The organism is Cupriavidus sp. CP313 (assembly GCF_054072015.1).
Genome location: NZ_JBSVZB010000026.1, coordinates 17,990 through 43,268, shown reverse-complemented (window position 1 = coordinate 43,268; position 25,279 = coordinate 17,990). Strand labels below are relative to the sequence as shown.

The following is a 25,279-nucleotide window of genomic DNA, read 5'->3' as shown; positions in this document are numbered from 1 at the left end:
TGCCGTTATTGCTGGGAAGGTGGGGACGGCAGCAGCCGGCCGGGGTTGAACAGATCGCGAGGGTCGAGCATGCGCTTGATGCCGTGCATCATGGCGATCTCGACCGCCGGCTTGAACTGCGCCATTTCCTCGGTCAGGACCTGGCCAATGCCATGTTCCGCGCTGAAGGTGCCGCCCAGTTCGTAAGCCACCTGGTCGATGGCGTGCTTGATGCGGGCGGCCACGGCATCGCGCCCTGGCAGCGCTTCCCACTGCGGGAAAGGCACCAGCGGGATGAAGTGAACGTTGCCATCGCCCAGGTGGGCCACGACGATGATCGGCAAATCGGGCAGGACCGCATGCGCCGCCGCGGTGGCGCGCTCAATGAATTGCGGCACCGCCGAGACCGGCACGGCGCAATCGGTGTTCAGGCCCAGGCCCGCCTTCTTGTTGCCTTCGGAGACGCTATGCCGCACCTGCCACATGGCTTCGCGCTGCGCGCCGCTGGCGGCCACTACGGCATCGTCGACCAGGCCTTCGGCCACGCCTTGCTCCAGCACTTCCTGCAGCACCTCGTCGAGCAGCTCGCGCCGGCCAGTGTCGGCAAGTTCCACCAGCACGTGCCAGGGATGGCTGGCAGGCAAGGGCGCACGGCGGCCGGGCACGTGATCGAGCACGATCTGCAATTGCACGTCGTTGAGCATTTCAAAGGCGGACAGGGTGGCGCCACAGCGCTGCTGGAAGCGTCCCAGCATCTCCAGTGCCGCCTGCGGCGTGCGCACCGCCAGCCACGCCATGGCGTGCGCGGTGGGCAGCGGGTGCAGCTTGAGCGTGGCGGCGGTAATCACGCCCAGCGTGCCTTCGGAGCCGATAAACAGGTGCTTGAGATCGAGGCCGGTGTTGTTCTTGCGCAAGCGGTACAGGCCGTTCCAGACCTGGCCGTCAGGGAGGACCACTTCAAGGCCGAGCACGTTGTCGCGGGTGTTGCCGTAGCGCAGCACGCCGGTGCCGCCCGCATTGGTGGCGATGTTGCCGCCAATCTGGCAGGAGCCTTCGGCGCCCAGGCTCACGGGGTAGAGGCGCCCCTGTTCCGCGGCCGCCTGCTGGATCGCGGCCAGCACGCAGCCTGCCTCGACTTCCATCGAGTTGTTGGCCGCATCGATCGCGCGGATGCGCCGCATGCGTGCCAGGCTGATGACGATGGGCGGCGTGCCGTCCGGGGCCGGTACGGCGCCGCCGCACAAGCTGGTATTGCCGCCTTGCGGCAGCACGGGCACGTTGGCGTGGGCCGCGGCCTGCACCACCGCGGCGACTTGCGCGGTGGAGGCCGGCAGCACCACGCAGAGCGCCGGGCCAGTGTAGCGGCCGCGCCAGTCCTCGATGTAGGCGGCAACGTCGGCGGGTTCGGTGAGAACCGCATCGTGTCCCAACAGGTCTTTCAGCTTCAATACAAGTGACATCGCTTTGTGCCCTCGTGCTCGATTGAAGCAATACTAGTCGATTGTAATAAGCATATGTATAGGTGAAATCCACATACTAGTAATCGTAATGCGATTACTCAGTCAGGCGACAGGAAGCGGGCTGAAGGCCAGCTGTCGGGAATTTCCTTGTGCGAGTGGCCTTCCGTGACAGCGGCCCCGCGGTGTGCCGTCCTACAATCTGATCCTGTCCTGACAATGAGGCTCACCATGTTCACCGCCTGTCCCACAGAAAGAAGCCGTGTCATTGCCGATCGCGTCGAGCGCTTTGTCCGCGACGTCGTGGTGCCCTATGAGCGCGATGTGCGCTGCGAAGCCCATGGCCCGACGGCCGGGCTGGTCGCCGAGCTTCGCGACAAGGCGCGCGCGGCCGGCGTCATGACGCCACATATCCTGGCCGACGGGTCTCACCTGACCCAGCTCGAAACCGCGGCCGTACTCAAGCGCTCGGGCTTGTCGCCCCTCGGGCCGGTCGCGGTCAACACCATGGCCCCGGACGAGGGGAATATGTTCCTGCTGGGCAAGGTCGCCACGGACGCACAGCAGCAACGCTTCCTTGCACCGCTGGTCAGCGGCGACGCCCGCTCCGCGTCCTTCATGACCGAGCCAGCGGAAGAAGGCGGGGCCGGTTCCGATCCGTCGATGCTCCAGACCACCGCGGTCAGGGACGGCGACGAATGGGTGATCCGCGGACGCAAGAAGTTCATCACCGGTGCGGAAGGGGCCAGGGTCGGCATCCTGATGGCGCGCACCGGCGATGGTGAGCGCGCGCAGGCCACCATGTTCCTGGTCGACCTGCCGCATCCGGCGATCCGCATCGAGCGCCTGCTCGACACCATCGACAGTTCCATGCCGGGCGGGCATGCGCAGGTCCTGATCGACGACCTGCGCGTGCCGCAGGACCAGGTGCTGGGCGAGGTGGACGAGGGCTTCCGTTATGCGCAGGTTCGCTTGTCGCCGGCGCGGTTGTCGCATTGCATGCGCTGGTTCGGGGGTGTGGCACGTGCCGACGAGATCGCGCGCGCCTACGCCACCACGCGCAAGGCTTTCGGCAAGCTGCTGATCGACCACGAGGGCGTGGGCTTCATGCTGGCCGAGAACCTGATCGACCTGCAGCAGGCCGCACTGATGATCGACTGGTGCGCCGGGGTGCTCGACGGCGGTTCCCTGGGTACCGCTGAGAGTTCGATGGCCAAGGTGGCCGTGTCCGATGCGTTGTTCCGCGTGGCTGACCGCTGCGTGCAGATCCTCGGCGGCATGGGCGTGTCGCGCGACACCATCGTCGAACAGGTCTTCCGTGAAGTGCGTGCGTTTCGCATCTACGATGGCCCGACCGAAGTCCACAAGTGGTCGCTGGCAAAGAAGATCAAGCGCGATACCCTGGAAGCATCGCATCATGGCTGAGCGCCGCACTGACGGAGAGGCTGAACATGAAGCTGCTGCTGGTGGGATCGACCGGACTGGTCGGAAGCCACGTCCTGGAACAGGCGCTTGCCGACCCGGGCGTGAGTAGCGTAGTGGCGCCGGGCCGGCGCGCGTTGCCCGCGCACCCGAAGCTGCTGGCGCCGGTGGTGGACTTCGACCGGCTGCCGGAGGATGCGCCATGGTGGCAGGCGGATGCCGTCATCTGCACGCTCGGCACCACGATGCGGGCTGCCGGCTCCGAGCAGGCATTCCGGCGCGTGGACCATGACTATCCACTCGCCGTCGCGCGCCTGGCCAGGCACCATGGCACGCCAGCCTACGTGCTGAATTCCGCGATCGGCGCGGACGCGGCCTCACGCATTTTCTACAGCCGGGTGAAGGGCGAACTGGAGCGCGACCTGGCGGGGCTTGGCTTTGCGTCGCTGACCTGCGTCCGCCCGGGATTGATCGGCGGGCAGCGCGCGGAGTTCCGCTTCGGGGAACGCGCCATGGTGACCGCGCTGACAGTGCTCGGGCCGGTATTGCCTCGTCGCTGGCGCCTTAATCCCGCGCAGCAGATCGCCAGGGCCATGGTGGCGTGTGCGAAGGGTGCGGCGCCCGGCATCCACGTCGTGACATCGGACTGCCTGACCTGAATCGAGAGCCACGGATGCGATTGCCCCGCAAGCTGTTTCACATGGCCGCCCTGCTGGCCTCACTTGCTGCCGTCGGCCAGGCGCCCGCGGCTCCCTACCCGGATCATCCTGTCGAACTCGTGGTCCCGAGCGCCGCGGGCGGTGGTACTGACACGGTTGCGCGGGCCTTCAGCGAAGCCATGCGAAAGTACCTTTCACAGCCGCTGACTGTGGTGAACAAGCCAGGGGCCAGCGGCGCAATCGGCATGACGGATGTGGCCCGCGCGAAGCCGGATGGCTACAAGCTCGGCATCATCATCGCCGAAGCCGTGATCGTCCCGCATCTCGGGCCGACCACGCTCGACGCCGCCCAGCTGGTGCCGATCGCACGCCTGAATGCCGATCCGTCTGCCATCACGGTCAAGGCTGACTCGCGCTGGAACACCATCGAGGCGTTCCTGGAATTCGCCAAGGCGCACGCGGGGGAGGTGCAGGTCGGGAATTCCGGTCCGGGCTCGATCTGGCACCTGGCGGCGACGGCGCTGGAGGACAAGGCGCACGTCAGGTTCAATCATGTGCCGTTCTCCGGTGCGGCGCCGGCCCTGGTGGCCTTGATGGGCGGGCATATCGACGCGGTGGCCGTCAGTCCCGCCGAGGTATCGGCCTATGTCGCCGCAGGCAAGGTGAAGACGCTCGCGGTGATGGCCGAGCAGCGGGTCAGGGGTTTCGAGAACGTTCCGACGCTGCGTGAACGTGGTATCGACCTCTCGATCGGCACATGGCGCGGGCTGGCCGCGCCCAAAGGCACGCCACCCGAAGTGCTTGAAACTCTGGCGGCCGCCAGCCGCAAAGCTGTGGCGGATCCTGTCTTCGTGGCAGCGCTGCGCCGGCAGAACCTGGGCATTGCCTATGCCGACGCGGCGACGTTCAAGGCGATGATCGCGGCAGACAACGCGGTGATGAAGGCACTGGTGGCGAAGACCAACCTCCGCAAGTGAGGCAGCGCGTCCGCATCGATCCAGAAGCGCCAAGGGCGGCGGGGGGCTCAAGACAGGCGGGCAATCTCCTCAAGCAGCGCCGCCTCCATCGCCTCGATCGGCGCGCGTGCGCAGCCGGTGTAGAACTCGACCTGGGCGCACGCCTGGTGCAGCATCATGCGCGTGCCGTCGATGGTGCGGCAGCCAAGTGCGGCGGCATCCCGGATCAGCTTGCTTCTGACCGGGATAAAGGCAGCGTCCATGACGATCAGGTGTGCGGCGAGCTGTCCGGCGACCGGGTTGACATCGGGCGCGCGAAAGCCCGCGGCGGTCGCGTTGGCGAGCATGTCGAAGTCCGCCGCGCGGAAGTCCGTCAGCCCGCCGGCAAAGCGCAGGCCAAGCGAGGCGGCCAGTTCCTCGCCGCGCGCCGCGGTGCGGTTGAACACGGTCACGCTCGCGCCGGCCTCGCGCAAGCCATAGGCCATCGCCCGCGCCGCGCCGCCCGCGCCCAGCAGCGCGATGCGCTTGCCGGCCACATCCGTCACCTCCTGGAACGCCCGGACAGCGCCGATGCAATCGGTGTTGTAGCCAGTCAGCACGCCATCGATATTGTTGATGGTGTTGACCGCGCAGATGGCACGGGCGGTCTCGTCGAGATGGTCGAGATGCGCGATCACGGCCTGCTTGTGCGGCATCGAGACATTCATGCCGCGCACGCCGAGCGCGCGGATCGATTGCACGGCGCCGGGCACGTCCTGCACCCCGAAGCACACAAAGGTGTAGTCGATCCCGAGCGCCCGGTAGGCGGCATTGTGGATGCGCACATTGAAGGTGAAGGGCTCGCCCATGATCGAGCCGCACAGCGTGGGAATGGAACCGGGCATTGCGGGTTGTCCTTGCGCGGAAAATCAGGCGGCTGCCTGGGCGGCAATGGCCGCCAGGTCGAAGCGCGCGGCGGGCTGCCGCCCGGCGAGCGCGTCCAGCAGGTTGCGTGTGGCGAGATCGGCCATGGCACGCCGGGTCTCGTGCGTGGCCGAGCCGATATGGGGCAGGGCGGTCACCTTGGGATGGCTACGCAGCGGCGAATCCTGCGGCAGCGGCTCGGTGGCGAAGACGTCCAGCCCGGCCGCGCGCAGGTGGCCGCTCTCGAGCGCCGCTAGCAGCGCGTCTTCCTGCACGATCTGGCCGCGGGCGCCGTTGACGAAGATGGCGCCCGGCTTCATCAGCGCGAACTCGCGCAGGCCCATCAGGCCGCGCGTGCTCTCGGTCAGGGGCAGCGTGACGGCGACGATATCGGCTCGGCGCAAGGCGTCGTCGATTTCCGTCCGGATGGCGCGTCCCACCAGGTCGGGCGGCTCCGCGGCGGTCTCGTTGACGTAGAGCACCTCCATGCCGAAGCCGAGCGCGGCGCGGCGCGCCACGGCCTGGCCGATGCGTCCGAAGCCCAGGATCGCCAGGGTCTTGCCGTGCACGTCCCAGCCGAACAGTCCTTCTCCGATATTGGCGGTCCAGCGGCCTTCGCTTACGTGGGCCGCGAGCTCGACCAAGCGGCGGCTCGTGGCCATGATGAGCGTGAAGACGGTGTCGGCGGTGGTCTCGGTGAGTACGCCGGGCGTATGGCACAGAGTGATGCCGCGCCGGTGCAGGTAGGCGAGATCGTAGTTGTCGACGCCCACAGAAATACTCGAGATCACCTCCAGTCGGCCGGCTTCGGCGAGTTCCACCGCGCCCAGCTTCACGCTGGAGCCGATCAGGCCGTGGGCTTTTGCCAGCGCGGCGCGGAAAGCCGGCCGTTGTGCCGGCTGGCGCGGGTCGGCCACGATCACGTCATGCTCCGACTCGATCCTGGCGAGCAGGTCATCGGGAATCGGGCGGAACACCAGAACATTCTTGCGCATGGGTAATCCTTGCTGTGGCTTCACAAACTGGCGGCCGCCAATTGGGCATGGGTCGGCAGGCCTTCGGTATCGCCCCGCACCTGCACCGCCCGGGCGCCGATCCAGGCGCCGCGCCGGACGGCTTCGTCCACCGGGCGGCCCTCCAGCAGCGCGCTGATCACGCCCACGGCAAAGCCATCGCCGGCGCCAACGGTGTCGACGACACGCTCGACGCTGAATGCCTCGACATGGCCGGTGCCGCTTTCGCCATCGAAATAGGCGCCGTCGGCACCAAGCTTCACCACCACCAGCCTGGCGCCGCGCGCACGGTAGAAAGCGGCAATGCGTTCCGGCTCGGCATGGCCGGTGAGGAAGCGGCCTTCCTCGATGCCGGGCAGTACCCAGTCGCACTGCTGCGCGAGGTCGTTCAGCGTCTCCCGCATCAACTCGGGCGTGGCCCACAGCGTGGGCCGCAGGTTGGGATCGAATGAGATCGTGCGGCCGGCGGCGCGCATGGTGGCGATGGCCTGGCGCGTGGCAGCCTGCGTGCCTGCGGCCAGCGCGGGGAACACGCCGGTGACGTGCAGGTGCCGCGAGCGCCGCAGCCACCGGTCGTCCAGGTGTTCCGGGTTCATGCGGCTCGCCGCCGAGCCGCGGCGGTGGTATTCGACGGGAGGATCGCTGCCGTCGTCGACCCGGCCCTTGAACTGGAAGCCGGTGCGCTCACCGGGCTCGCATACCACCTGGCTGCAATCCACGCCTTCGCGCTGCATTTCACCGAGCAGGTAGCGGGCCATCGAGTCGTCGCCCAGCCGGCTGGCCCATCCGACCTTCAGGCCCAGGCGCGACAGGCCGATGGCCACATTGGTCTCGGCACCGGCGGTGCGCTTGTGGAAGGTCTGCGCGCCTTCGAGCGGGCCGGCTTCGCCGGCGACCAGCATCAGCATCGCCTCGCCCAGGGTGACCACGTCAAGATCGGGGCTCATGCGGGGATCTCCACCGAGCGCAGCAGTTCGACATGACGGCGGGTGACCTGCACCAGGTCTTCGCCTTGCAGCGGGAACTCGATCGCACGCGCAACGTGCGTGGGCAGGCGGCGCAAGACGCTGCGCCATGGTGCCGCCGACTGGTCAAGCGGCACCGCGATCCATTTGGCGGGCGTGCGCTGCACGCCTTTGCAGTGCACGTAGCCGACGCCGGCGCCGAGGACCTGCGCGGCATCGAGCGGGTCTTCGCCGGTCCAGTGCCAGTTGCCCATGTCGAAGGTCATCGGCACGCTCTCGCCAAGCGCGGTGGTACGCGCGAAGAAATCGCGCAGCGGCGGTACGGTGCCGGCTTGGGCGGTCTGGTCGTTTTCCACGACGAGTTCGATGCCATCGTGCCGCAGCCAGGGAAGCAGCGCTTCCAGCGGCGTGCCTTCCCGATAGCCGCCAAGCGACATCTTGACCCGGGTCGCACCGAGCGCCAGCGCGGTGGTGAAGGCACGGTCGAGCGCGGCGGTATCGAGGCTGCCTGCGTCATTCCAGAGGCCCTCAGGGCTGGACCAGACCACGCTCAGTCCATGCTCCCCGGCGACCTCGCGTTGTTCCCTGACTTCTTCCTTGTGCCCGCACTGGAGTTCGCCGCGGAATTCCACGCCGTCCGCGCCAGCTGCCGCGGCGATCCGTGCCAGCGCAGCCTGTCCGTCGCGCAGGGCGAGGTCGGCGCCATAGGCAGTCAGCGAGATCAGCACCGGCGGGCGTGAAGAACCATCTGCTTGCCACTGGCTCATTTCAGTGCTCCCGCGCTGAGGAATTGCTGCAGTTCCGGTGTCCGCGGCTGCGCGAACAGCGTTTTCGACGGCCCCGCCTCGTGGACCTTGCCCTGGTGCATGAAGATGGTGGTATGCGCCATGCGGCGCGCGAACTCCATCTCATGCGTGACCAGCACCATGGTCATGCCGGAGGCGGCCAGGTTCTCCATGACCCGAAGCACTTCCGCCGTCAGCTCGGGGTCGAGCGCGGAGGTGACCTCGTCGAACAGCATCACCTTGGGCTCCATCGCCAGCGAACGGGCGATGGCCACACGCTGCTGCTGGCCGCCCGAGAGCTGCTCGGGGTAGCAGTCCTTCTTGTCCAGCAGGCCGACCTGGGTCAGCACCCGGTCGACGATGCCGTCGATCTTGCTTGCGGCAAGCTTCTTCACGATGGCCGGCGCCAGCGCGATGTTCTGGCCCACGGTCAGGTGCGGAAACAGGTTGTAGCTCTGGAACACCATGCCCACGTCGCGGCGCAGGTCGAGCAAACGCTTGCGGTCGTGATCCAGCTTGTGCCCGGCGACGGTGATATTGCCGGCGTTGATCGTCTCCAGGCCATTCAGGCAACGCAGCATGGTGCTCTTGCCGGAGCCGCTGCGGCCGATGATGGCGACCACCTGGCCGGGATCGATCGCAAACGAAACGCCCTTCAGGACTTCGACGGAGCCATACGATTTGTGCACGCCTTGTGCTTCAACGATTGACATGGAGCCTCCTTTCCATGCGCCGGGCTGCCGCCGACAGCGGGAAGCAGAGCGCGAAGTAGATGAGTGCGACGACGACGAAGACCGCGAAAGGCTGGAAGGTCGCGTTGTTGATCAGTTGGCCGGCGCGGGTCAGTTCGATGACGCCGATGATGGAAGTGATCGAGGTGTTCTTGACCAGCTGGACCGAGAACCCCACCGTGGGCGGCAAGGCCAGCCGAACGGCCTGCGGAAGCACCACGTAGCGCAGCTGCTGCCAGCGGGTGAGGGCGAGCGCTTCGCTGGCTTCCCACTGCCCCTGCGGCACGGCCTCGATGCAGCCGCGCCAGATCTCGCCAAGATAGGCGCTGGCGTAGATCGACATCGCCAGCATGGCCGCGACCATCGGCGACAGCTTGAGCCCGAGCACGGAGAGCCCGTAGTAGCTCAGGAACAGCACGATCAGCACCGGCGTTCCTTGCACGACCTGGATATAGGCCGTGCTGGCGAGGCGCAGCAGCGGGCTTCCGGAGGTGCGTGCCAGTGCCACCAGGAAACCGGCCAGCGTGCCGCCGACGAAGGCGAGCAAGGTCACCCACAGCGTCCAGCGTGCTGCCAGCAGCAGGATTTCAAGATGATTCCAGGAGAACTCGGTAATCATTTCGCGCTCCCTGCAACCGCTGCCGTCAGTTCCGTTTGCGCCAGCGGCACGATCCGGCCTGTGCGGGCCAGCTTTCGTGCGCGCGCCACCACGCGGCGCCGCTTGAACACCAGGTTGCCGATCACGGCGAACATGGCGCGCAGCAGCAGTGCCAGGCCGATATAGATGAACATGACCAGGATGTAGCTCTCGAAGGTGCGGAAGGTCTGCGAATCGACCTGGCTGGCGACCGCCGTCAGCTCTTCCACCGAGATCGTCGACACCACGCTCGACGTCAGCATCATCAGCGTGAACTGGCTGGTCAGGGCCGGATAGACCTTCTCGAAGGCCGGCACCAGGGCGACGTGGCGGATCAACTGCCAGCGTGTCATGCCCAGCGCGGCGGCGGCCTCGAGCTGCGAGCGGTGCACCGCCTGCAGGCCGGCCCGGATGATTTCCGTCGAGTAGGCGCCGAGGTTGACGGTCATCGCAATCACCGCGGCGGTGACGGCATCGATCTGCAGGCCCACGGTTGGCAAGCCGAAGAAGATGATGAAGAGCTGGATCAGGAAGGGCGTATTGCGGATGGCTTCGACGTATGCCCTGGTGGCGCGCTGCAGCCAGAGGCCGCCAAACGCGGCAGCAATGGCGCCGGCGGTGCCGACCACGGTGCCAAGCAGGATCGAGCCGAAGCTGAGCGCCAGCGTCATCGCCGCGCCTTCCGCGAAGCGATCCAGCTGCGACAGCACCGGGGTCCATTCGAATTGGTAGTTCATGTGGGTCTCCTGGCACGCCGGCTGGCGCCGGCGCGCAACCTCAGACGGCCTGGTTCAGAACGCCTGCAGCGCGGGCAGCGCCTTGCCGGTCCACTTCTGCGCAATGGCGTCGAGTTCGCCATTCAGCTTGACGTAGGAGATGGTGGTGTTGAGCCACTGGCGCAGCTCGAAAGCGTCCTTGCGCACGGCCATCGAATTGGGTTGCACCGAGAACGCGAACTTGGCGTCGAACTTGCCGGCGCCGCGCGCCTTCATGATCTCGTTGCCGGTGGTATTGGGCAGGGCAATGGCTTCGACCTGGTTGCTGATCAGCGCCTGCGCGCAGGTGGCATCGTCCTCGAAGCGGACGATATTCATGCCGGGCACGGCCAGGCGGGTCAGCGCGGTGTCCTGCGTGGTGCCGCGCGTGACGCCAACCTTCTTCTTCCCGAGCTCCGTCAGCTTTGCGTACTTGGCAGCGACGGGCGCAAAGATGGTCAGCTCGAACGCGCTGTAGGGCGCACTGAACATGATGGCCCGCGCCCGCTCGGGCGTCGGCGCCAGCGTCGCGACTAGGAAATCGACCTTGCCGGCCTCCAGCGCCGGAATCCGGCTGGGCGAGGTGAGCGGAACGATATCGACCGGCACGCCCAGGTACTTGCCCAGCAGGTTGGCCACGTCGACGTCATAGCCGGCGGGTTTGCCGGTGGCGTCCGTGGTGCCGAAGGGCGGCGCGCCGGTTACCACGCCGATGGTGACCTTGCCCTTCTTGACGATCTCGGCGACGGTCTGCGCCTGGGCGGTGAAAGCGGCGCTGGTCAGGACCAGCAGAGTCAGCACGGGCGCGGCTACGCGGCGCAACAAGCGTTGGACGTTCATCAATGTCTCCTGCACGGTTATGGAATGTGTCGCTGGCGTCGCAGCGTTTGGCAAGCACCGTCTTGAAACCGGTTTCAGAATTATAGGAAACCGGTTTCAGAGATCCAGCAGTGGAAACCCTTACGGGCAAAAGCTGCGTTTGGCGGATGCGGAAACAGGCACGTCAGGCACCCGTTGGACGTGCGAAGCGGGTGCAGGCGTGGATCAGGCGGGCACGGCGGACGCCGGTGGGGAAGGGCTCTGCAATCAGGCGCGGCGGGTGGATCCGCGCGTGACCAGCGTGCCGGGCAACAGCACCCGGCGCGGCGGCAGTTGCGCGCCTTGCAGGCGCTCGATCAGGCAGTTGGTGGCGACGCGCCCGATATCGTCGGTGGGCTGGGAAATGGCGCTGAGGCCAGGACCGACCAGTGCAGCCCATTCCGGATCATCGAAACCGATCAGCCCCAGGTCGGCGCCAAGTTGCCAACCCAGTCTGGCGGCCGATGCGGCCACGCGCAGCGAGATCACTGCGTTGGCCGCCAGCACGGCAATCGGTGCCTGTCCGGCGCCACGGCGCAGGGCGCGGAGCGCTTCATCCAGGGCATCGTCGTCACCCCGCTGGGCTTCAAAAACGGTCCCGCCAACCGTGTCCGCGTGTTCGGCGATAAAGCCCTGGAAGGCCCGGGCCCGCTCGTTGCGCGAGCTGATGGCCTTGATCGGCTCGCTGATGAACAGCAGGCGCCGATAGCCGGCTTCGACCAGGTGGCCGGCAGCTTCCTGGACGGCGGTCTGGTTGTCCAGGGCCACCAGGTCGACTTCGGCATCGCCGACCTTGCGGTCGACCAGTACGACTGGCTTGCCCAACTGCGCCGCATCGGCCAGGGCGCCGGCATCGTGGCCCAGCGTGTGCAGGATAAAGCCTTCAACCCGGTAGGCCGACAGCGAGCGGATGGCTTCGCGCTCAAGTTGCTCGTCATTGCCGAGGTTGAACAGCATCACCATATAGCCGGCGTCGCGACAGGCCTTTTCTACGCCACGCAGCACGGCCACAGAGAACGAATTGGAGACATCCGCGACCACCAGCCCGATCAGGCGCGACTTGCCGCGCTTGAGCCCCTGCGCCATCGGGCTGGGGCTGTAGCCGAGCGCGCGGATGGCCGCGGCGACGCGCGCCTCTACGTCCGCGGACAACTGCTCGCCGCCACGGTTCAGGTAGCGCGATACGGTTGCCTTGGAGACGCCCGCATAGTCGGCAACGTCCTGGATGGTGAGTTTCTCTGCAGGTTTCTGGTCGGACACAGGTCGGATAACAGGGCGAGGCATAGGGTTCGGGTCTCGGTGAAACCAGTTTCACGATTATGCCTCGGGCGTGTCGGGATGTGCCAGCATCCGGGGCGATTGGGCTCCGATACCTGGTGCGGCGAACCGTCGAAGGGCCAGACGCCCTTCGCCGCTTATCCCGAATGAGCCAGCGCTACCGCATCGGCACCTGCCGGAAACCGAAGCAGCCCGGACGTATCGCTGGTGGCACGCCACACCGCTTCGGCCACATCGGCCTCGGTCGTCACCGCTGCCGGTTGCGAGAATGAAGCAATGATGCGCTGCGCGAAAGGCGCGTACGCCTCGGGGATCAGGCCCTCCATGCGCGGTCCCCCGTTGCTCGTAAAGCGCGTGGTCGGTCCGTAGCCTGGCTCGACCAGCTTCACGCTCACGTTGAACGCTTCGAGCTCGAACGCGAGCGACGCGGTGAAGCCTTCGATGGCCATCTTGCTCGCGGTGTAGACGGCCACCATCGGCATCGGCGCCAGCGTCGTGCTCGAGGTCACGTTCACCACCACGCCCGACCTGCGCGCACGGAACTGGGGCAGCACCGCCTGGGTCATCGCCATCACACCGAACGTGTTGGTCTCGAACACCTCGCGCGTCGTGGCCATCGGAGTGGCCTCGAAGGCGCCAAACAGGCCGATGCCCGCGTTGTTGACGAGCACGTCGATGGGCCCGCTCGCTGCAAGCGCGGCGGCGATGCTGTCGGGTTTCGTCACGTCGAGCGCCAGCACGCGGATCCGGTGGGATCGGGGCAACAGGTCTTGGTTCGGCGTTCGCATGGTGGCGATGACGTTCCAGCCCTGCGAGTGGAAGTGGCGCGCGGTTTCAAGGCCATAGCCAGAGGAGCAGCCGGTAATCAGCACGGTTTTCATGGGGGTCTCGGTGGTGGTTTTGATGTCGGCAACGATAGCGGGGATGCGGCGGACTGCCTACAATGAAAAGTCCAGATTTCATTTGCAATCGTCCGGCGATGAGCGATCCCCTGTCAGAAGTCATCTCGCTGCTTCAGCCGCGTGCCGTGTTCTCGAAATGCATCAGCGGCGCCGGTCGCTGGGGTGCTCGCTACGCTGACTACGGCCAGCCAAGCTTCTGCGCCGTGCTCGAGGGCAGTTGTCGTCTCGCCGTCGACGGCCAGCATGCCCTCACGCTTGAGGCGGGCGACTTCGTGCTCCTGCCGGCAACGCCGGGCTTCACCTTGTCGGGCTTTGAGCCGGTGGCGCCTGAGCGCATCGACCCGAAAGTGACGTCCGCGCCGATGGGCGAAGTCCGTCACGGCAGGCGCGGTGGACGTCCCGACGTGCGTATGCTCGGCGGCTACTTCGTATTCGACTCGTCCAATGCTGCGTTACTGGTGTCGCTGTTGCCGGCGCTGGTGCATGTGCGCGGCGCCGAGCGGCTTTCGGCAATCGTTCGGCTCGTCGGCGAGGAATCGGGTGAACGGAGGTCGGGCCGCGACCTCGTGCTCACGCGCCTGGTGGAGGTGCTGCTGATCGAAGCGCTGCGCTCAACGTCGGGGGAGGACGCGCCCCCGGGGTTGCTGCGCGGCCTGGCCGATGCGCGACTCGCGTCAGCGATGCACCAGATGCACGCCGATCCTGCACGCTCGTGGACGGTGGCTCAACTCGCAAAGAAGGCCGCGCTGTCGCGCTCGACCTTTTTTGAGCGCTTCACGCGCGCCGTGGGCATGCCACCGATGGAATACCTGGTCGCCTGGCGCATGGCCGTGGCGAAGGACCTGCTCCGTCGCCATGACTTCGGGATCGCCGAAGTTGCTGAACGCGTCGGCTACGGCTCGGCAAGTACCTTCAGCACCGCGTTCAGCCGGCACGTCGGCCAACCACCGAGTCTCTACGCGCGCAAACGTTAGAACGTCGCACGGAAAGCCCTTCTGAAGGTGATCGAGCAGCGACCTGTAGAGGCGTTCACGTCATCCCGCAAGACCATGGGGGGACGTTTTACGCACTTGTCACGGACAGTCACTTCACTGTCATCGTTTAGTCGCAATGCATTCATAGAACTAGATTTGCAGAATCGCAGTTTCTATTCTGGCTCTGTCCACCCATCGACACGAAGGGGGTTCAAGATGCGCTTCAATCCTCACGCTGCACTGGCGGTTGCTGCGTTTGCGATCAGCACCCAGGCCGTGCACGGCCAGGCCATTGTCAAGATCGACGGCTCCAGCACCGTCTATCCGGTCACCGAAGCCGTAGCGGAAGATTTCCAGAAGGCCAGGAAAGGGGCGGCCAAAGTCACTGTGGGCATCTCCGGCACCGGCGGCGGCTTCAAGAAATTCTGCCGCGGCGAGACCGATATCTCGAACGCCTCGCGCCCTATCCTGAAGCAGGAAATGGAAGCGTGCGCGCAGACGGGCGTCAAATACTACGAGCTTCCTATTGCCTTCGACGCGCTGACTGTCGTCGTCAACCCGAAGAACACTTTCGTCAGGCAACTGACTGTGGAGCAGCTCAAGAAGATGTGGGAGCCGGCGGCACAAGGCAAGGTCACGACCTGGAAGCAAGTCGATCCTTCGTTCCCGGACGCACCCCTGAAGCTGTTCGGCGCAGGCTCGGATTCGGGTACTTTTGACTATTTCACGGAAGCCATTGTCGGCAAGGCCAAGTCTTCCCGCGGCGACTACACCGCCTCCGAAGACGACAATGTCCTGGTGCAGGGCGTCTCGCGCGATGTGAACGGCCTCGGGTATTTTGGCTACGCCTATTATGAAGAGAACAAGAGCAAACTGAGGGCCGTCTCTATCGTCAACAAGAGCGGCAAGGCCGTGGCTCCGGGCGCCAGTGCCGTCCTGGATGGTTCATACAATCCGCTTTCGCGGCCGATCTTCATCTACGTCAATGAGAAGTCGCTCGAGAAGCCCGAGGTCAAGGACTTCGTTGCCTACTACCTTCAGCACGGGGCGCGCCTGGCTTCCGAGGTGAAATATGTGCCCCTCCCCGCCAGGGCCTATACGATTGCAGCGGAGCACCTGGCGAAGAAGAAGCTTGGCACGGTGTTTGGCGGTGAACCCGACGTGGCGGCCACCATCGATTCGCTGCTGGCTCGCGAAGCAAAGCTGTAACCGATGCCTGGCGCGGGCCGGCACCCGCGCCAGGGCCAGGATGCTCGCCTGAAGGCTGCCATGCCAGAACCCTCTACCGCAACCGCTCCCACGGACATCACCCCACATGTGGTCAGCGAGCGGCTTGCCAGAAAAGCCTTCCGGAACACAAAGGAACGCGTGATCGAGGGCGTCCTCTTTCTTGCCGCCTCGGTTTCGGTGATTGCGACCGTGGGCATCGTGTGGGTCCTGGTCAGCGAGTCGGCGCACTTCTTCGGCAGCATTCCCGTCCGGCAATTTTTCACCGATACGCTGTGGACGCCGCTCTTCGCAGAACCCCGCTACGGCATCCTGCCGTTACTGCTGGGCACCTTGACCACATCACTGGTCGCGCTGGCCGTCGCCATTCCGCTTGGCACCGTGATTGCCATCTATCTCTCGGAGTTCGCCAATCCCTCGCTCCGGGAAGTCATCAAGCCGTTCCTTGAATTGCTTGGCGGCATACCCACCATCGTCTACGGCTACTTCGCCCTCACGGTCATCACGCCGCTGCTGCAAGCGCTGATCCCTTCGCTGCCGGGCTTCAATATGCTTTCGGCCGGGCTCGTGATGGGCATCGCCATCATCCCCTATGTCAGTTCGCTGGCCGAAGACGCGATGCGGGCGGTGCCAATGAGCATCCGCGAAGGCTCCTATGCCATGGGCGGCACACGCTTCCAGACGTCGGTGCGAGTCGTCGTGCCGGCCGCGTTGTCCGGAATCCTATCCGCCTACATCCTGGGGATCTCCCGTGCCGTGGGCGAAACCATGATCGTTGCGGTGGCCGCCGGCATGCAGCCAAACTTCACCATCAATCCCATGGAGCCTGCCCAGACCATCTCCGCTTACATCGTGCAGGTGGCGCTGGGCGACCTCGCGCATGGCTCTATCGGCTACCAATCCATCTTCGCCGCGGGGTTGACGCTGATGCTGATGACGCTGCTCTTCAACATTCTGGGGCACATCATTCGCCGCCGCTATCGCGAGGCCTATTGAAGGGTACGTCCATGCACCAGCCGCCACTCGACGCGATGCGCGTCATCATCAAGTCCAATAAGCGTTGGGACCTGTTCTTCGCCATTGCAGGCTTTATCGCCCTGCTTGTCGGCATCCTGACCTTCGTTGCGCTCTTCGTCCAGATGGCCTACACGGGCTGGGAACGTCTCACACCGGAGTTCTTCGCCAACTTCCCGTCGAGGCGGGCTGCGCAGGCCGGCATACTTTCCGCCTGGGTCGGATCCTTGCTTGTGATGCTGGTGACGGCCATCGCCGCCGTTCCGTTGGGGATTGCCGCCGGCACCTACCTGGAAGAGTACGCACCCAAGAACCTGATCACCGACGTGATCGAGATCAACGTCACCAACCTGGCTGGCGTGCCTTCCATCGTCTATGGCCTGCTCGCACTGGGGATCTTCGTCTATGCCTTTGGCTTCGGCCAGAGCATCCTCTCCGCCGGCCTGACGCTCGCTCTGCTCATTCTTCCGGTCGTTATCGTGGCCACACGCGAGGCGATCCGCGCCATCCCGCAGCATATTCGTGAAGGCGCTTACGGACTGGGTGCCACCCGGTGGCAGGTAACCCGCGACCACATCGTCCCATACTCCATGCCCGGCATCATGACCGGTGTCATCATTGGCATGTCGCGCGCCATTGGCGAGACTGCCCCCATCATCACCATCGGCGCACTCACCTTTATCGCCTTCCTGCCCCCGTCGCCCTTCGAGCCAGGATTCCCCTGGATCAATCTCGATTGGCTCTGGTCAGGATTCACCGTGATGCCGATCCAGATGTTCAACTGGACATCCCGCCCCGAGGAAGCCTTTCAGCAGAACGCCGCGGCAGCCGGGTTTATCCTGGTCCTGATGACACTTTCGATGAACGGACTTGCGATCTGGATTCGCTATCGCCTGAGGAGGGACATCAAGTGGTAAGCAACGCCATTCCCGTGTCAGACCAGGCCGGTTACGCCGCTCCGGCACGCAATGCCATCGCGCAAGAGCTGAAGGCGCATGCCCTGGATCCGACTCCCGTGAAGGCGGCTGCGATCAACTTCAGCTTCTACTATGGAACCTTCCAGGCGCTCAAGGACGTCAACCTGCCCATCCAGGAGAAGCGTGTCACTGCCCTGATCGGCCCCTCTGGCTGCGGCAAGTCGACCTTGTTGCGATCTTTCAACCGCATGCATGACCTCTACCCGGGCAACCGGTACGAGGGCGACATCCGCCTCTATCCCGACAACACCAACATCCTCGATCCCAGAGTCGATCCCATAGAAGTGCGCATGCGCATCGGCATGGTCTTCCAGAAGCCAAATCCCTTCCCCAAGTCGATCTACGAAAACGTTGCCTATGGGCTGCGCCTGCGAGGGGCGAAGAGTCGGTCCATGCTCGATGAACGCGTTGAGGTGGCCCTGCGGGATGCTGCTCTGTGGGACGAGGTCAAGGACCGTCTTCAGGCCCAGGCTATGACCTTGTCCGGCGGACAGCAGCAGCGCCTTTGCATCGCACGATGCCTGGCCACCGACCCTGAGATCCTGCTGTTCGACGAGCCCACCTCGGCACTGGACCCGATTGCCACGGCCAGTATCGAAGAACTCATCAGCCAGCTGCGGGCACGCGTCACCATCCTGATCGTGACCCATAACATGCAGCAAGCGGCTCGGGTGTCCGACTACACCGCCTATATGTACATCGGCGAGCTGATCGAACATGGCCAGACCAGCCAGATCTTCCTCAAGCCAACTCAGCAGGCCACGGAAGACTACATCACCGGACGTTTCGGCTGAACGGGGACGCCCCATGACCGAGAAACACTTGTCCAGCCAGTTCGATGCCGACCTCGCCGATATCTCCACGGAAGTCTTGCAGATGGGCGGGCTGATCGAGGCACAGGTTCAGTCGGCAATCCGTGCATTGGAGACATTCGATGTGAGCCTTGCGGAGAACGTCATCGCGACGGAGGCGCGTGTCAACCGGCAGGAAGTCGAAATTGACGCGCATTGCAGCGACATCATCGCCCGGCGGCAGCCCACGGCTCGCGACCTGAGACTGCTGATGGCAATCTCGAAGACCATCACCAACCTGGAGCGTGCAGGAGACGAGGCCTACCACATCGCGACGCGCTCGAAGCACATCATCTGCGAGGTGTCGCGCCCGACCATCGACTTTTCCGAGCTCCGCGTCTCCACTGCGCTCGCTGTCGAAATGCTCCGCAAGGCCCTGGATGCCTTTGCCAGGCTCGACGCCGCTGCCGCGGCAGAAATCGTGCAAGAAGATCGCGCCCTCGATGAAGAATTCCGCGGCTTCGTGCGCAAGCTCATGAGCTACATGATGGAGAACCCGAAGCTGATCTCCGTGTCGCTCGACTATCTCTTCATCGCCAAGGCGATCGAACGCATCGGCGACCACGCCACGAACATCGCCGAATTCACGATCTACATCGTCAAGGGCACCGATGTCCGGCACATCGGGCAGGAAGCAAGCAAAGATTGAGCAGCGCTCTGCGCTTGTTTCGTAGTGTCCTGTCCCGCAAATAAACTCGATATGAAATCGCCCAGTTGCCCGCCATGCGTCGTTGCTCGTCGTTGCCATAGCTACGGCTATGGCGCCTCCTCGCGCCTAGCCTGACGAGCAACTGGACGATTTCATTTATCAAGCTATTTGCGGGACAGGACACTAGCCGAAGGTGAAGGCATAAGCCTGGGCACCGGGGTCCAGGAACCGGATCGTGAAAGTGCGCTCGCCTACGTCGCCCGCCTGGCGTACCAGCTGATAGAGCCGTGTCTGTGTGACCGCGCCATTGCCGGCTGCATCGGTGTCCGCGCCGTGGCTGTCGCCTGGGGGCTTGCCGTCGACCGTTACTACAAAACGCACTGCCCGGCCATCGGCTGCAGGCCCCAGCACAAGGTGCAGGTCGCGCGCGTGAAAGCGATAGGCGATCCCGCCGCCGGCGCGGTTGAGCGTTGCCTGCTCGGCGCCGACGGTCCAGCTGCCTGACAGGCCCCACTCGTTGAGGCGAAGCTTGCTGACTGTGTACGCGCGCGGTGCGTCCTGCCGGGTGCCCCCAGGAGAGGCGAAATTCTCCGCCTGCATGTAACCGACGTAGGTTTCGACGGAGCGAATGTTGTCAAGGTCCGGTGCCGCCTGCGCGCCACGCGCGTCGGGGGCGACCACATCGCGTGCCACCGACCGATTGCCCGCCTCCGCCAGCAGCGACTGGATGACGCGCTCGGAATTGGCGTAGTTGCCCTCGCCGAACTGGTGGTGGCGGATATTGCCGTGGGCGTCGACAAAGTAGGCGGCCGGCCAGTAGCTGTTCCTGAATGCGCGCCAGATGCGGTAGTCGTTATCGACTGCCACGGGGAAGCCAATGCGGAAATCTGCGATCGCGCGGCGGACGTTCGCCGGTGCCTTCTCGAAGGCGAACTCGGGCGTATGCACGCCGACTACCGTCAGGCCCCGATCCTTGTACTTCTCCGCCCAGGCCCGGAGGTAGGGGAGGGTGCGAATGCAATTGATGCAGGAGTAGGTCCAGAAATAGACCAGTGTGACCTTGCCCTGCAGCTGGTCGCGCGACAGCGGCGGGGAGTTGATCCATTGCGTTGCACCATCGAGCGAAGGCAGGCGACCCTCCACGGGCAAGTGGCTCGGGACGAGCACGGGTGTGTCATTTGCGGCAAGCAGCACGCCACCGCGGTTGGCGTCATTCGTCGCTTGCGGCGCAAGCCGCTCCTTGCGCAGCGCATCGACCAGCGCCTGCTCGATCCATGCCGGTCCGCTGGCGGACAAGCGTGCCAGCAGGCCGGTGTCGGCACCGAGTCCGATGACAAGTACCCCGCCCAGCACACCCGCACCCAGACCTCGACGCAGCCATTCACCAGCGCCCATTGACCGCTTCATTGCAGTGAGGACGTGGCCGCCGATGCCGAGCGCGGCGGCTAGAGAGGTGGCTGCCCCGGCGGCATAGGCCGCCAGCGTCAGCGAAGTCGATACGCTCGCGCCATTCAGGGCCGCACCTGTCAGCACAAGACCGAGGATCGGGCCGGCGCAAGGGGCCCACAGCATGCCGGTGGCGACGCCAAGCAGCAGCGAGCTCCATGGAGAAGCCTGCGAGGACGAAGGCGCCGTGGTCGAGCTGCTGGCAGCCAGCCGGTTGCCGAGCGCCACCACAGGCCGCGCGAGGGTATTCGCCAGCTTCGGCAGGAGCAGGGACAGCCCGAAGACTGCCAGCAGGACCAGGGCGGCGAGGCGCCCGTACTCGTTGAAGCGCACGGCCCATGCGCCGCCCACCGACGCCAGCGTGGCAATGGCGGAAAAGGTCAGTGCCATGCCGGCCAGCATCGGCAGCTTGCCGCGCAGGAACGGCTGGCCGGTGCGGCTGAGGACAAAGGGCAGGACGGGCAGGATGCACGGGCTCAGGATGGTCAGTACACCCCCAAGGTAGGCGAGTATCAGCAGGGTCATGATCAGTGTCCTTTGGCCTGCCTTCGATCAGGCACCGCCGGTATTGCTTGCTTGTGCCGTCATCAGGCGAATAGGTACCGTACTGTTGAGGCGCCGCCGCCAGATGCGAGAGAGGATGGCCATGGATTCAGCGTGTCCATCCATCCTTCGGCAGGGTAGATACAATGAACTCCCCTCGCGTGGTCGTGCGGTTACTTGCGGTCCGCCAGCAGCTTGCGGATGGCTGCTTCGGTTTCGGCGTAGCCTCCCTCTCCGAAGTGCTGGTAGACGATCCGGCCGTTGGCATCAATCAGGTACTTGGCCGGCCAGTACTGGTTGCGGAATGCCGACCACGTGGCATACGCATTGTCCTGTGCAACCGGATAACGGATATCGAAGCGCTTGAGCGCTGCTTGCACGTTGTCGGTCGATTTTTCGAATGGGTACTCTGGCGTGTGCACACCCACGACGACCAGCCCCTGGTCCTTGTACTTCTCGTGCCACTGCTTTACGTACGGCAAGGTGTTGATGCAGTTGATGCACGAATAGGTCCAGAAGTCGACCAGCACGACCTTGCCGCGCAATGCGTCCATCGACAACGGCGGCGAGTTCAGCCATTGGTTGATGCCCGCGAACTCGGGCGCGCCGCCCTGGTCCCCGACGCTGGGGCGGAGGGCGTTGGCGCCCGTGCCGATGAAATAGATCGCGGCGATGCCGGCCGCAACCATTGCGGTGCGAAGAAGCGTGCGCATGATTCGTGCTCGTGGAAATTGGAAGGGATGTCAGGAACCGGGAAGGAGGCGCCTGCGACGGCCGTCGCAGGCGCAGACAACCCGGCTCAGACTGCGCGCGCAAGTCGCGCTTGCAGCACGTTGCTGATACCGGCGCCGATCGCGCCGAGCACACCGGCAGCGGCCAGCGCCCCTAGCAACATCAGCGACGGTGGCTGGCTCGCAGCAAAGAAACTGATCAGGCCAAGGAAATAGGCAAGCGGATTGTTGATCCGTGGCAGCGCGCGCAGGCTGAGCACGAGTACCACGTCGCCGAACACCGCGAGCGGTGTAGCCAGGTCACCGAAGCGCGGCGTCAGCCATCCAATCAGCAGTCCGGTCGCAGCACCGAAGACAATGCCGAGCAGGAATGCCGCAAGGTTCGCTGCGCCTTCGCGCGCCGTCTGCGAGCCTGTGTTGAATGCGACCCAACCAAGGAACATGGCCCAGGCGGGTAGCGCTGCGGTGAGCGTCAGAAAAGTCGTAACGGCAGCCACCACGGCCCCGATCAGGGTAATGCCATGGAACGTGCCTGGCGGGATATTCAGTGCCGCAGCCTGCACCGAAATGCCAATCTTCGGCATGGGAGCCTCCTTCTGGAAGATGACCTGCCCGGTTGCCTCAGGCAGGTCACGGTGTGCGTCAGACCAGGTTGGTTTCGACGTGGACGTTGCCGTGCAGGGCCTTCGAGTACGGGCAGGTCCGGTGCGCGGTATCCACCAGTGCCTGGGCCACTTCACGGTCGATGCCGGGGATGTGGACATTGAGCCGGGCCTGCAGCAAATAGGCCTCGCCAGCCATGCCCAGGTCAACCTCGGCGTCGACCGAAAGCTCGGCCGGCAGCTTCACATTCATCTTGCCGGCGGCCAGCCCGATCGCGCCGATAAAGCACGCCGACCATCCCGTGGCGAGCAATTGCTCCGGGTTCGTGCCCGGGCCTTTGGTGCCCGGCGAGGACAGCTGAAGGTTCAGCCGGCCGTCATCGCTATGGGCTTCGCCGTCGCGTCCGCCTGCGGTGATGTGGACTTTGCCGGTGTACAGCACTTTTTCGATACGGGTCATGATGTGTTCCTTGGTCATTCAGAAAGTTGGGGTTCAGGCGTAGGCGCCGTCAAGATAGGGGTCGACACTGCGCGCCGGGTCCGCCGAAACGCCGGTGCGGTCCAAACCGGACAGGGTGCGCGCGCCGTCGTAGTACGGGTCAACGTTGCGCGCACCGTCCGTGAACGGGTCGACTGCACGCGCGCCATCGCTGTACGGGCTGCGTGCCTCTTGTACGGAGCGGGCACCGTCGGTGAACGGGTCTCGCGCGCCTACTTGGGGCAGTGCGGCGGCCTGCGCACCGGCAGCGGCGGCAACCAGGGCGATGGCGAAGACAAAACGCTTGGCGATGTGGGTGGTCATGATCTTTTTCCTCAAGGGTATGGGTTCGGTATTGCGCGGCAGGGACTGGCATCGTTGATGTTCGCCGCCGGGCCACGGAATGCATTTAAGGCGATCGATGTATCGGGCCCGTAGCGCGCGAGGGGTGTCTCTGTCGGAACACGTATCGTTGCGGCTGCGTGATACAGACGGGTACAAATTCATGCGCGAACGGGTTGGGGAGCCGCATCGGCAGGGGACTCGGACAGGCCTATGCGCCACATTCAGCGCCTCTGCTTTCACCTAGGGTTTCTCCTGAAAATCCTCCGTACCCCCTTGTTTTGATTGTGATTCTGGTCGAATGGCAGCCGTTGCAAGTTGTGGCGGTGACCAACTTCGACCTTGACCATCCGTCGAAACCGCCGATAATGCAAACGTTTGCAAAGGAGGCAAAAAATGGAAACTTCCAGCGAGCGGCAGGCGCCACAAGGCGAGCGTCTGGCGTTGATCGAGGACGAACACTCGGTGACAGGCGTGGTCCAGGCGGCCATGGCCAATACCACCAATCCCCGCCTGCGCTTCGTCATGGATTCCCTGGTGCGGCACCTTCACGGGTTCCTGTCCGAGGTGCGGCTGTCCGACGAGGAATTCGAGCTTGCCCTGGGGTATATCGCCAGTCTCGGCCATGCGACCAATGCCAAACACAACGAGGTTGTCCTGGCTGCCGACGTGCTGGGGCTGTCGACCCTGGTGACCGCCATGAACAACAGCACCAGGGACGGGCGCACGCCCGGTGCGCTGCTCGGCCCGTTCTATCGCGCCAACGCGCCGCGTTATGACTGCGGTGACTGCGTGGTGCAGGACGACGCGCCTGGCTTGCCGCTGCTGGTCAGCGGCACCGTGCGGGCGACCGATGGCACGCCGCTGCCAGGCGCGCTGGTCGAGATCTGGCAGGCGTCGCCGGTGGGACTGTATGACAACCAGGATCCGACCCAGCCCGACCGCAACCTGCGCGGCTGCTTCCATACCGATGAAAGCGGTGGCTATCACTTTCGCACGGTACGGCCTGCCGGCTATCCGGTGCCGACCCACGGCCCGGTAGGCACCTTGCTGGCCGCGCAGCAGCGCCATCCCTACCGGCCGGCGCATATCCATTTCATCGTCGCGGCGCCGGGCTACCGGACGCTCGTCACCCAGGTGTTTGCCGACACGCCGGACAAGCTTGAATCCGATGTCACGTTCGGCGTGCATCGGCAACTGGTTGGCGATCTCCGGCTGCACCACCAAGGCCCCAGCCCGTGGGGCGATGTGCCGGCGCCGTTCTACACGCTGGCGTTCGATTTCACGCTCGAGCCTGGCGAGCAGACCTTCCCGAAGCCGCCGATCGACTGACGGCCCGATCGACTTACGTTGAACCATTCCCACATCGAAACCATGAGTGCTACTTCTCTTTCCGGCAAGGTGGCCGTGATCCTCGGCGGCACCGGCGCGATCGGCTTTGCCGCCGGTGAAACGCTGGCGCGGCTTGGCGCCAGCGTCGTGCTGACCGGGCGCGACGCCGACAAGGCGGCCAGTGCCGCGGCGGCCTTGCCGGCCGGCAACCATCTTGCCGCCGTGGCCGAGGTTGCCGACAGCGCCTCGCTGCGCGCGCTGGCCGACGAGGTCAGCCATCACTACGGCCGCGTCGATATCCTGGTGAACACTGCAGGCTTTACGCGGGCGATCCCGCACGCCGACCTCGACGCCCTGGACGATGCGCTGATCGATGAACTGTTTGCCATCAACTGGCGCGGGCAGTTTGCTGCGATCCGTGCGTTCGCGCCGCACCTGCGCGCCAATGGCGACGGGCTGGTGGTCAATGTCGGGTCCATCGCCGGCCGCACGGGGCAGGGCAGCAACGTTGCGTACTGCGCCGCCAAGGCCGGGCTCGATGTCATGGCGATGTCGCTCGGGCGCGCGCTGGCGCCGCATATCCGCGTGCTGAACGTTTCACCGGGCGTGGTCGATACCGCCTTCGTGCCGGGACGCGACAGCGGTTTCAACGAGCGCGCCGCCAAGTCGACGCCGCTCAAGCGCGTCGGCCAGGCACAGGACGTGGCCGATGCCATCGCGGCCTGCGCGACGTCACTGCGCTTTGCCACTGGCACCACCATCGTCGTGGACGGCGGCCGCCAGCTTGGATAGGCCAGGCCCTGCTTGTTTACC

The 25,279-nt window shown here is 65.1% G+C and carries 27 protein-coding genes; 11 read left to right on the top strand and 16 right to left on the bottom strand.

The features are described from left to right. Positions 1-5: 5 nt before the first annotated feature. Positions 6-1,439: an FAD-binding oxidoreductase gene (locus tag ACW4E8_RS29190; RefSeq protein ID WP_456807684.1), complete on the bottom strand. Its 1,434-nt coding sequence runs from the start codon at positions 1,437-1,439 to the stop codon at positions 6-8. A 228-nt stretch (positions 1,440-1,667) separates the two neighbouring features. On the opposite strand from ACW4E8_RS29190, the gene ACW4E8_RS29185 reads away from it, so the two are divergent. Genes ACW4E8_RS29185 through ACW4E8_RS29175 form a run of 3 tightly spaced genes read left to right on the top strand, consistent with a single transcriptional unit; the run spans position 1,668 to position 4,494 of the window. Then, a complete protein-coding gene (locus ACW4E8_RS29185; protein WP_456807683.1) occupies positions 1,668-2,861 on the top strand; it encodes an acyl-CoA dehydrogenase family protein in 1,194 nt (397 codons plus the stop codon). 26 nt (positions 2,862-2,887) lie between these two features. After that, the gene (locus ACW4E8_RS29180) at positions 2,888-3,517 is read left to right on the top strand and encodes an NAD-dependent dehydratase (RefSeq protein ID WP_456807682.1); all 630 of its coding nucleotides are present in this window, start codon (positions 2,888-2,890) and stop codon (positions 3,515-3,517) included. Positions 3,518-3,531: 14 nt separating this feature from the next. Beyond that, a complete protein-coding gene (locus tag ACW4E8_RS29175) occupies positions 3,532-4,494 on the top strand; it encodes a tripartite tricarboxylate transporter substrate binding protein (protein ID WP_456807681.1) in 963 nt (320 codons plus the stop codon). Positions 4,495-4,541: 47 nt separating this feature from the next. Here the strand turns inward: ACW4E8_RS29175 and ACW4E8_RS29170 are convergent, their stop codons facing one another. From ACW4E8_RS29170 to ACW4E8_RS29125, 10 genes are all read right to left on the bottom strand, one after another. Then, positions 4,542-5,357 (bottom strand): shikimate dehydrogenase family protein, encoded by an 816-nt coding sequence (locus tag ACW4E8_RS29170; RefSeq protein ID WP_456807680.1) that lies wholly within the window; start codon positions 5,355-5,357, stop codon positions 4,542-4,544. Positions 5,358-5,381: 24 nt separating this feature from the next. Further along, entirely contained in the window at positions 5,382-6,371 is a 990-nt protein-coding gene (locus ACW4E8_RS29165) for a 2-hydroxyacid dehydrogenase (protein ID WP_456807679.1), read from the bottom strand. Positions 6,372-6,391: 20 nt separating this feature from the next. Further along, entirely contained in the window at positions 6,392-7,336 is a 945-nt protein-coding gene (locus ACW4E8_RS29160; protein WP_456807678.1) for a sugar kinase, read from the bottom strand. Continuing rightward, positions 7,333-8,121, bottom strand: coding sequence for a sugar phosphate isomerase/epimerase family protein (locus ACW4E8_RS29155; protein WP_456807677.1), 789 nt, complete (start codon positions 8,119-8,121; stop codon positions 7,333-7,335). The genes ACW4E8_RS29160 and ACW4E8_RS29155 overlap by 4 nt, the downstream gene beginning before the upstream one ends. Continuing rightward, complete coding sequence (locus tag ACW4E8_RS29150) at positions 8,118-8,852, bottom strand: amino acid ABC transporter ATP-binding protein (protein WP_456807676.1); 735 nt, start codon at positions 8,850-8,852, stop codon at positions 8,118-8,120. The genes ACW4E8_RS29155 and ACW4E8_RS29150 overlap by 4 nt, the downstream gene beginning before the upstream one ends. Continuing rightward, positions 8,839-9,489 (bottom strand): amino acid ABC transporter permease, encoded by a 651-nt coding sequence (locus ACW4E8_RS29145; RefSeq protein ID WP_340523540.1) that lies wholly within the window; start codon positions 9,487-9,489, stop codon positions 8,839-8,841. The genes ACW4E8_RS29150 and ACW4E8_RS29145 overlap by 14 nt, the downstream gene beginning before the upstream one ends. After that, positions 9,486-10,244, bottom strand: coding sequence for an amino acid ABC transporter permease (locus tag ACW4E8_RS29140; RefSeq protein ID WP_456807675.1), 759 nt, complete (start codon positions 10,242-10,244; stop codon positions 9,486-9,488). The genes ACW4E8_RS29145 and ACW4E8_RS29140 overlap by 4 nt, the downstream gene beginning before the upstream one ends. 54 nt (positions 10,245-10,298) lie before the next feature. Further along, a complete protein-coding gene (locus ACW4E8_RS29135) occupies positions 10,299-11,102 on the bottom strand; it encodes a transporter substrate-binding domain-containing protein (protein ID WP_456807674.1) in 804 nt (267 codons plus the stop codon). A gap of 246 nt (positions 11,103-11,348) precedes the next feature. Beyond that, on the bottom strand, positions 11,349-12,404 hold the full coding sequence (locus ACW4E8_RS29130) for a LacI family DNA-binding transcriptional regulator (RefSeq protein WP_456807673.1): 1,056 nt from the start codon (positions 12,402-12,404) through the stop codon (positions 11,349-11,351). Positions 12,405-12,535: 131 nt separating this feature from the next. After that, complete coding sequence (locus tag ACW4E8_RS29125) at positions 12,536-13,279, bottom strand: SDR family oxidoreductase (RefSeq protein WP_456807672.1); 744 nt, start codon at positions 13,277-13,279, stop codon at positions 12,536-12,538. 98 nt (positions 13,280-13,377) lie between these two features. Between ACW4E8_RS29125 and ACW4E8_RS29120 the strand changes: the two genes are divergently transcribed. The 6 genes from ACW4E8_RS29120 to phoU all read left to right on the top strand — a co-directional run bounded on the left by ACW4E8_RS29120 (position 13,378) and on the right by phoU (position 18,992). Then, positions 13,378-14,274 carry a cupin domain-containing protein gene (locus tag ACW4E8_RS29120; RefSeq protein WP_456807671.1) on the top strand — a complete coding sequence of 299 codons (897 nt, stop codon included), beginning with the start codon at positions 13,378-13,380 and terminating at the stop codon, positions 14,272-14,274. 216 nt (positions 14,275-14,490) lie between these two features. Beyond that, positions 14,491-15,483 (top strand): PstS family phosphate ABC transporter substrate-binding protein, encoded by a 993-nt coding sequence (locus ACW4E8_RS29115; protein WP_456807670.1) that lies wholly within the window; start codon positions 14,491-14,493, stop codon positions 15,481-15,483. 60 nt (positions 15,484-15,543) lie between these two features. Continuing rightward, positions 15,544-16,497 carry a phosphate ABC transporter permease subunit PstC gene (gene pstC, locus ACW4E8_RS29110; protein WP_456807669.1) on the top strand — a complete coding sequence of 318 codons (954 nt, stop codon included), beginning with the start codon at positions 15,544-15,546 and terminating at the stop codon, positions 16,495-16,497. 35 nt (positions 16,498-16,532) lie between these two features. Then, positions 16,533-17,432 (top strand): phosphate ABC transporter permease PstA, encoded by a 900-nt coding sequence (gene pstA, locus ACW4E8_RS29105; protein ID WP_456807668.1) that lies wholly within the window; start codon positions 16,533-16,535, stop codon positions 17,430-17,432. A 68-nt stretch (positions 17,433-17,500) separates the two neighbouring features. After that, positions 17,501-18,286, top strand: coding sequence for a phosphate ABC transporter ATP-binding protein PstB (gene pstB, locus ACW4E8_RS29100; protein WP_456807745.1), 786 nt, complete (start codon positions 17,501-17,503; stop codon positions 18,284-18,286). A 13-nt stretch (positions 18,287-18,299) separates the two neighbouring features. Further along, complete coding sequence (gene phoU / locus ACW4E8_RS29095) at positions 18,300-18,992, top strand: phosphate signaling complex protein PhoU (RefSeq protein WP_456807667.1); 693 nt, start codon at positions 18,300-18,302, stop codon at positions 18,990-18,992. 183 nt (positions 18,993-19,175) lie between these two features. On the opposite strand, the gene ACW4E8_RS29090 is transcribed toward phoU, so the two are convergent. The 5 genes from ACW4E8_RS29090 to ACW4E8_RS29070 form a co-directional block, all read right to left on the bottom strand. Beyond that, positions 19,176-20,963 carry a cytochrome c biogenesis protein DipZ gene (locus tag ACW4E8_RS29090; RefSeq protein ID WP_456807666.1) on the bottom strand — a complete coding sequence of 596 codons (1,788 nt, stop codon included), beginning with the start codon at positions 20,961-20,963 and terminating at the stop codon, positions 19,176-19,178. 191 nt (positions 20,964-21,154) lie between these two features. Next, positions 21,155-21,694 (bottom strand): thioredoxin family protein, encoded by a 540-nt coding sequence (locus ACW4E8_RS29085; RefSeq protein ID WP_456807665.1) that lies wholly within the window; start codon positions 21,692-21,694, stop codon positions 21,155-21,157. 86 nt (positions 21,695-21,780) lie between these two features. Further along, entirely contained in the window at positions 21,781-22,296 is a 516-nt protein-coding gene (locus ACW4E8_RS29080; RefSeq protein ID WP_010810278.1) for a DUF1097 domain-containing protein, read from the bottom strand. Positions 22,297-22,354: 58 nt separating this feature from the next. After that, the gene (locus ACW4E8_RS29075; RefSeq protein WP_456807664.1) at positions 22,355-22,774 is read right to left on the bottom strand and encodes an organic hydroperoxide resistance protein; all 420 of its coding nucleotides are present in this window, start codon (positions 22,772-22,774) and stop codon (positions 22,355-22,357) included. 33 nt (positions 22,775-22,807) lie between these two features. Then, complete coding sequence (locus ACW4E8_RS29070) at positions 22,808-23,116, bottom strand: hydroxyquinol 1,2-dioxygenase (protein WP_456807663.1); 309 nt, start codon at positions 23,114-23,116, stop codon at positions 22,808-22,810. Between the two features lie 414 nt (positions 23,117-23,530). On the opposite strand from ACW4E8_RS29070, the gene ACW4E8_RS29065 reads away from it, so the two are divergent. Next, the gene (locus ACW4E8_RS29065; protein WP_018309048.1) at positions 23,531-24,466 is read left to right on the top strand and encodes a dioxygenase family protein; all 936 of its coding nucleotides are present in this window, start codon (positions 23,531-23,533) and stop codon (positions 24,464-24,466) included. A gap of 42 nt (positions 24,467-24,508) precedes the next feature. Further along, positions 24,509-25,258: an SDR family NAD(P)-dependent oxidoreductase gene (locus tag ACW4E8_RS29060; protein WP_456807662.1), complete on the top strand. Its 750-nt coding sequence runs from the start codon at positions 24,509-24,511 to the stop codon at positions 25,256-25,258. The last annotated feature ends 21 nt before the right edge of the window (positions 25,259-25,279 follow it).

Coding starts and splice junctions, on each gene's coding strand:
- ACW4E8_RS29115 (WP_456807670.1), top strand. CDS start 14,491: ATGCGCTTCAATCCTCACGCTGCACTGGCGGTTGCTGCGTTTGCGATC.
- ACW4E8_RS29180 (WP_456807682.1), top strand. CDS start 2,888: ATGAAGCTGCTGCTGGTGGGATCGACCGGACTGGTCGGAAGCCACGTC.
- ACW4E8_RS29060 (WP_456807662.1), top strand. CDS start 24,509: ATGAGTGCTACTTCTCTTTCCGGCAAGGTGGCCGTGATCCTCGGCGGC.
- ACW4E8_RS29185 (WP_456807683.1), top strand. CDS start 1,668: ATGTTCACCGCCTGTCCCACAGAAAGAAGCCGTGTCATTGCCGATCGC.
- phoU (WP_456807667.1), top strand. CDS start 18,300: ATGACCGAGAAACACTTGTCCAGCCAGTTCGATGCCGACCTCGCCGAT.
- ACW4E8_RS29075 (WP_456807664.1), bottom strand. CDS start 22,774: ATGACCCGTATCGAAAAAGTGCTGTACACCGGCAAAGTCCACATCACC.
- ACW4E8_RS29080 (WP_010810278.1), bottom strand. CDS start 22,296: ATGCCGAAGATTGGCATTTCGGTGCAGGCTGCGGCACTGAATATCCCG.
- ACW4E8_RS29090 (WP_456807666.1), bottom strand. CDS start 20,963: ATGACCCTGCTGATACTCGCCTACCTTGGGGGTGTACTGACCATCCTG.
- ACW4E8_RS29085 (WP_456807665.1), bottom strand. CDS start 21,694: ATGCGCACGCTTCTTCGCACCGCAATGGTTGCGGCCGGCATCGCCGCG.
- ACW4E8_RS29065 (WP_018309048.1), top strand. CDS start 23,531: ATGGAAACTTCCAGCGAGCGGCAGGCGCCACAAGGCGAGCGTCTGGCG.
- ACW4E8_RS29170 (WP_456807680.1), bottom strand. CDS start 5,357: ATGCCCGGTTCCATTCCCACGCTGTGCGGCTCGATCATGGGCGAGCCC.
- ACW4E8_RS29155 (WP_456807677.1), bottom strand. CDS start 8,121: ATGAGCCAGTGGCAAGCAGATGGTTCTTCACGCCCGCCGGTGCTGATC.
- ACW4E8_RS29130 (WP_456807673.1), bottom strand. CDS start 12,404: ATGCCTCGCCCTGTTATCCGACCTGTGTCCGACCAGAAACCTGCAGAG.
- ACW4E8_RS29165 (WP_456807679.1), bottom strand. CDS start 6,371: ATGCGCAAGAATGTTCTGGTGTTCCGCCCGATTCCCGATGACCTGCTC.
- pstA (WP_456807668.1), top strand. CDS start 16,533: ATGCGCGTCATCATCAAGTCCAATAAGCGTTGGGACCTGTTCTTCGCC.
- ACW4E8_RS29125 (WP_456807672.1), bottom strand. CDS start 13,279: ATGAAAACCGTGCTGATTACCGGCTGCTCCTCTGGCTATGGCCTTGAA.
- ACW4E8_RS29160 (WP_456807678.1), bottom strand. CDS start 7,336: ATGAGCCCCGATCTTGACGTGGTCACCCTGGGCGAGGCGATGCTGATG.
- ACW4E8_RS29150 (WP_456807676.1), bottom strand. CDS start 8,852: ATGTCAATCGTTGAAGCACAAGGCGTGCACAAATCGTATGGCTCCGTC.
- ACW4E8_RS29145 (WP_340523540.1), bottom strand. CDS start 9,489: ATGATTACCGAGTTCTCCTGGAATCATCTTGAAATCCTGCTGCTGGCA.
- ACW4E8_RS29135 (WP_456807674.1), bottom strand. CDS start 11,102: ATGAACGTCCAACGCTTGTTGCGCCGCGTAGCCGCGCCCGTGCTGACT.
- pstC (WP_456807669.1), top strand. CDS start 15,544: ATGCCAGAACCCTCTACCGCAACCGCTCCCACGGACATCACCCCACAT.
- ACW4E8_RS29190 (WP_456807684.1), bottom strand. CDS start 1,439: ATGTCACTTGTATTGAAGCTGAAAGACCTGTTGGGACACGATGCGGTT.
- ACW4E8_RS29070 (WP_456807663.1), bottom strand. CDS start 23,116: ATGACCACCCACATCGCCAAGCGTTTTGTCTTCGCCATCGCCCTGGTT.
- ACW4E8_RS29175 (WP_456807681.1), top strand. CDS start 3,532: ATGCGATTGCCCCGCAAGCTGTTTCACATGGCCGCCCTGCTGGCCTCA.
- ACW4E8_RS29140 (WP_456807675.1), bottom strand. CDS start 10,244: ATGAACTACCAATTCGAATGGACCCCGGTGCTGTCGCAGCTGGATCGC.
- ACW4E8_RS29120 (WP_456807671.1), top strand. CDS start 13,378: ATGAGCGATCCCCTGTCAGAAGTCATCTCGCTGCTTCAGCCGCGTGCC.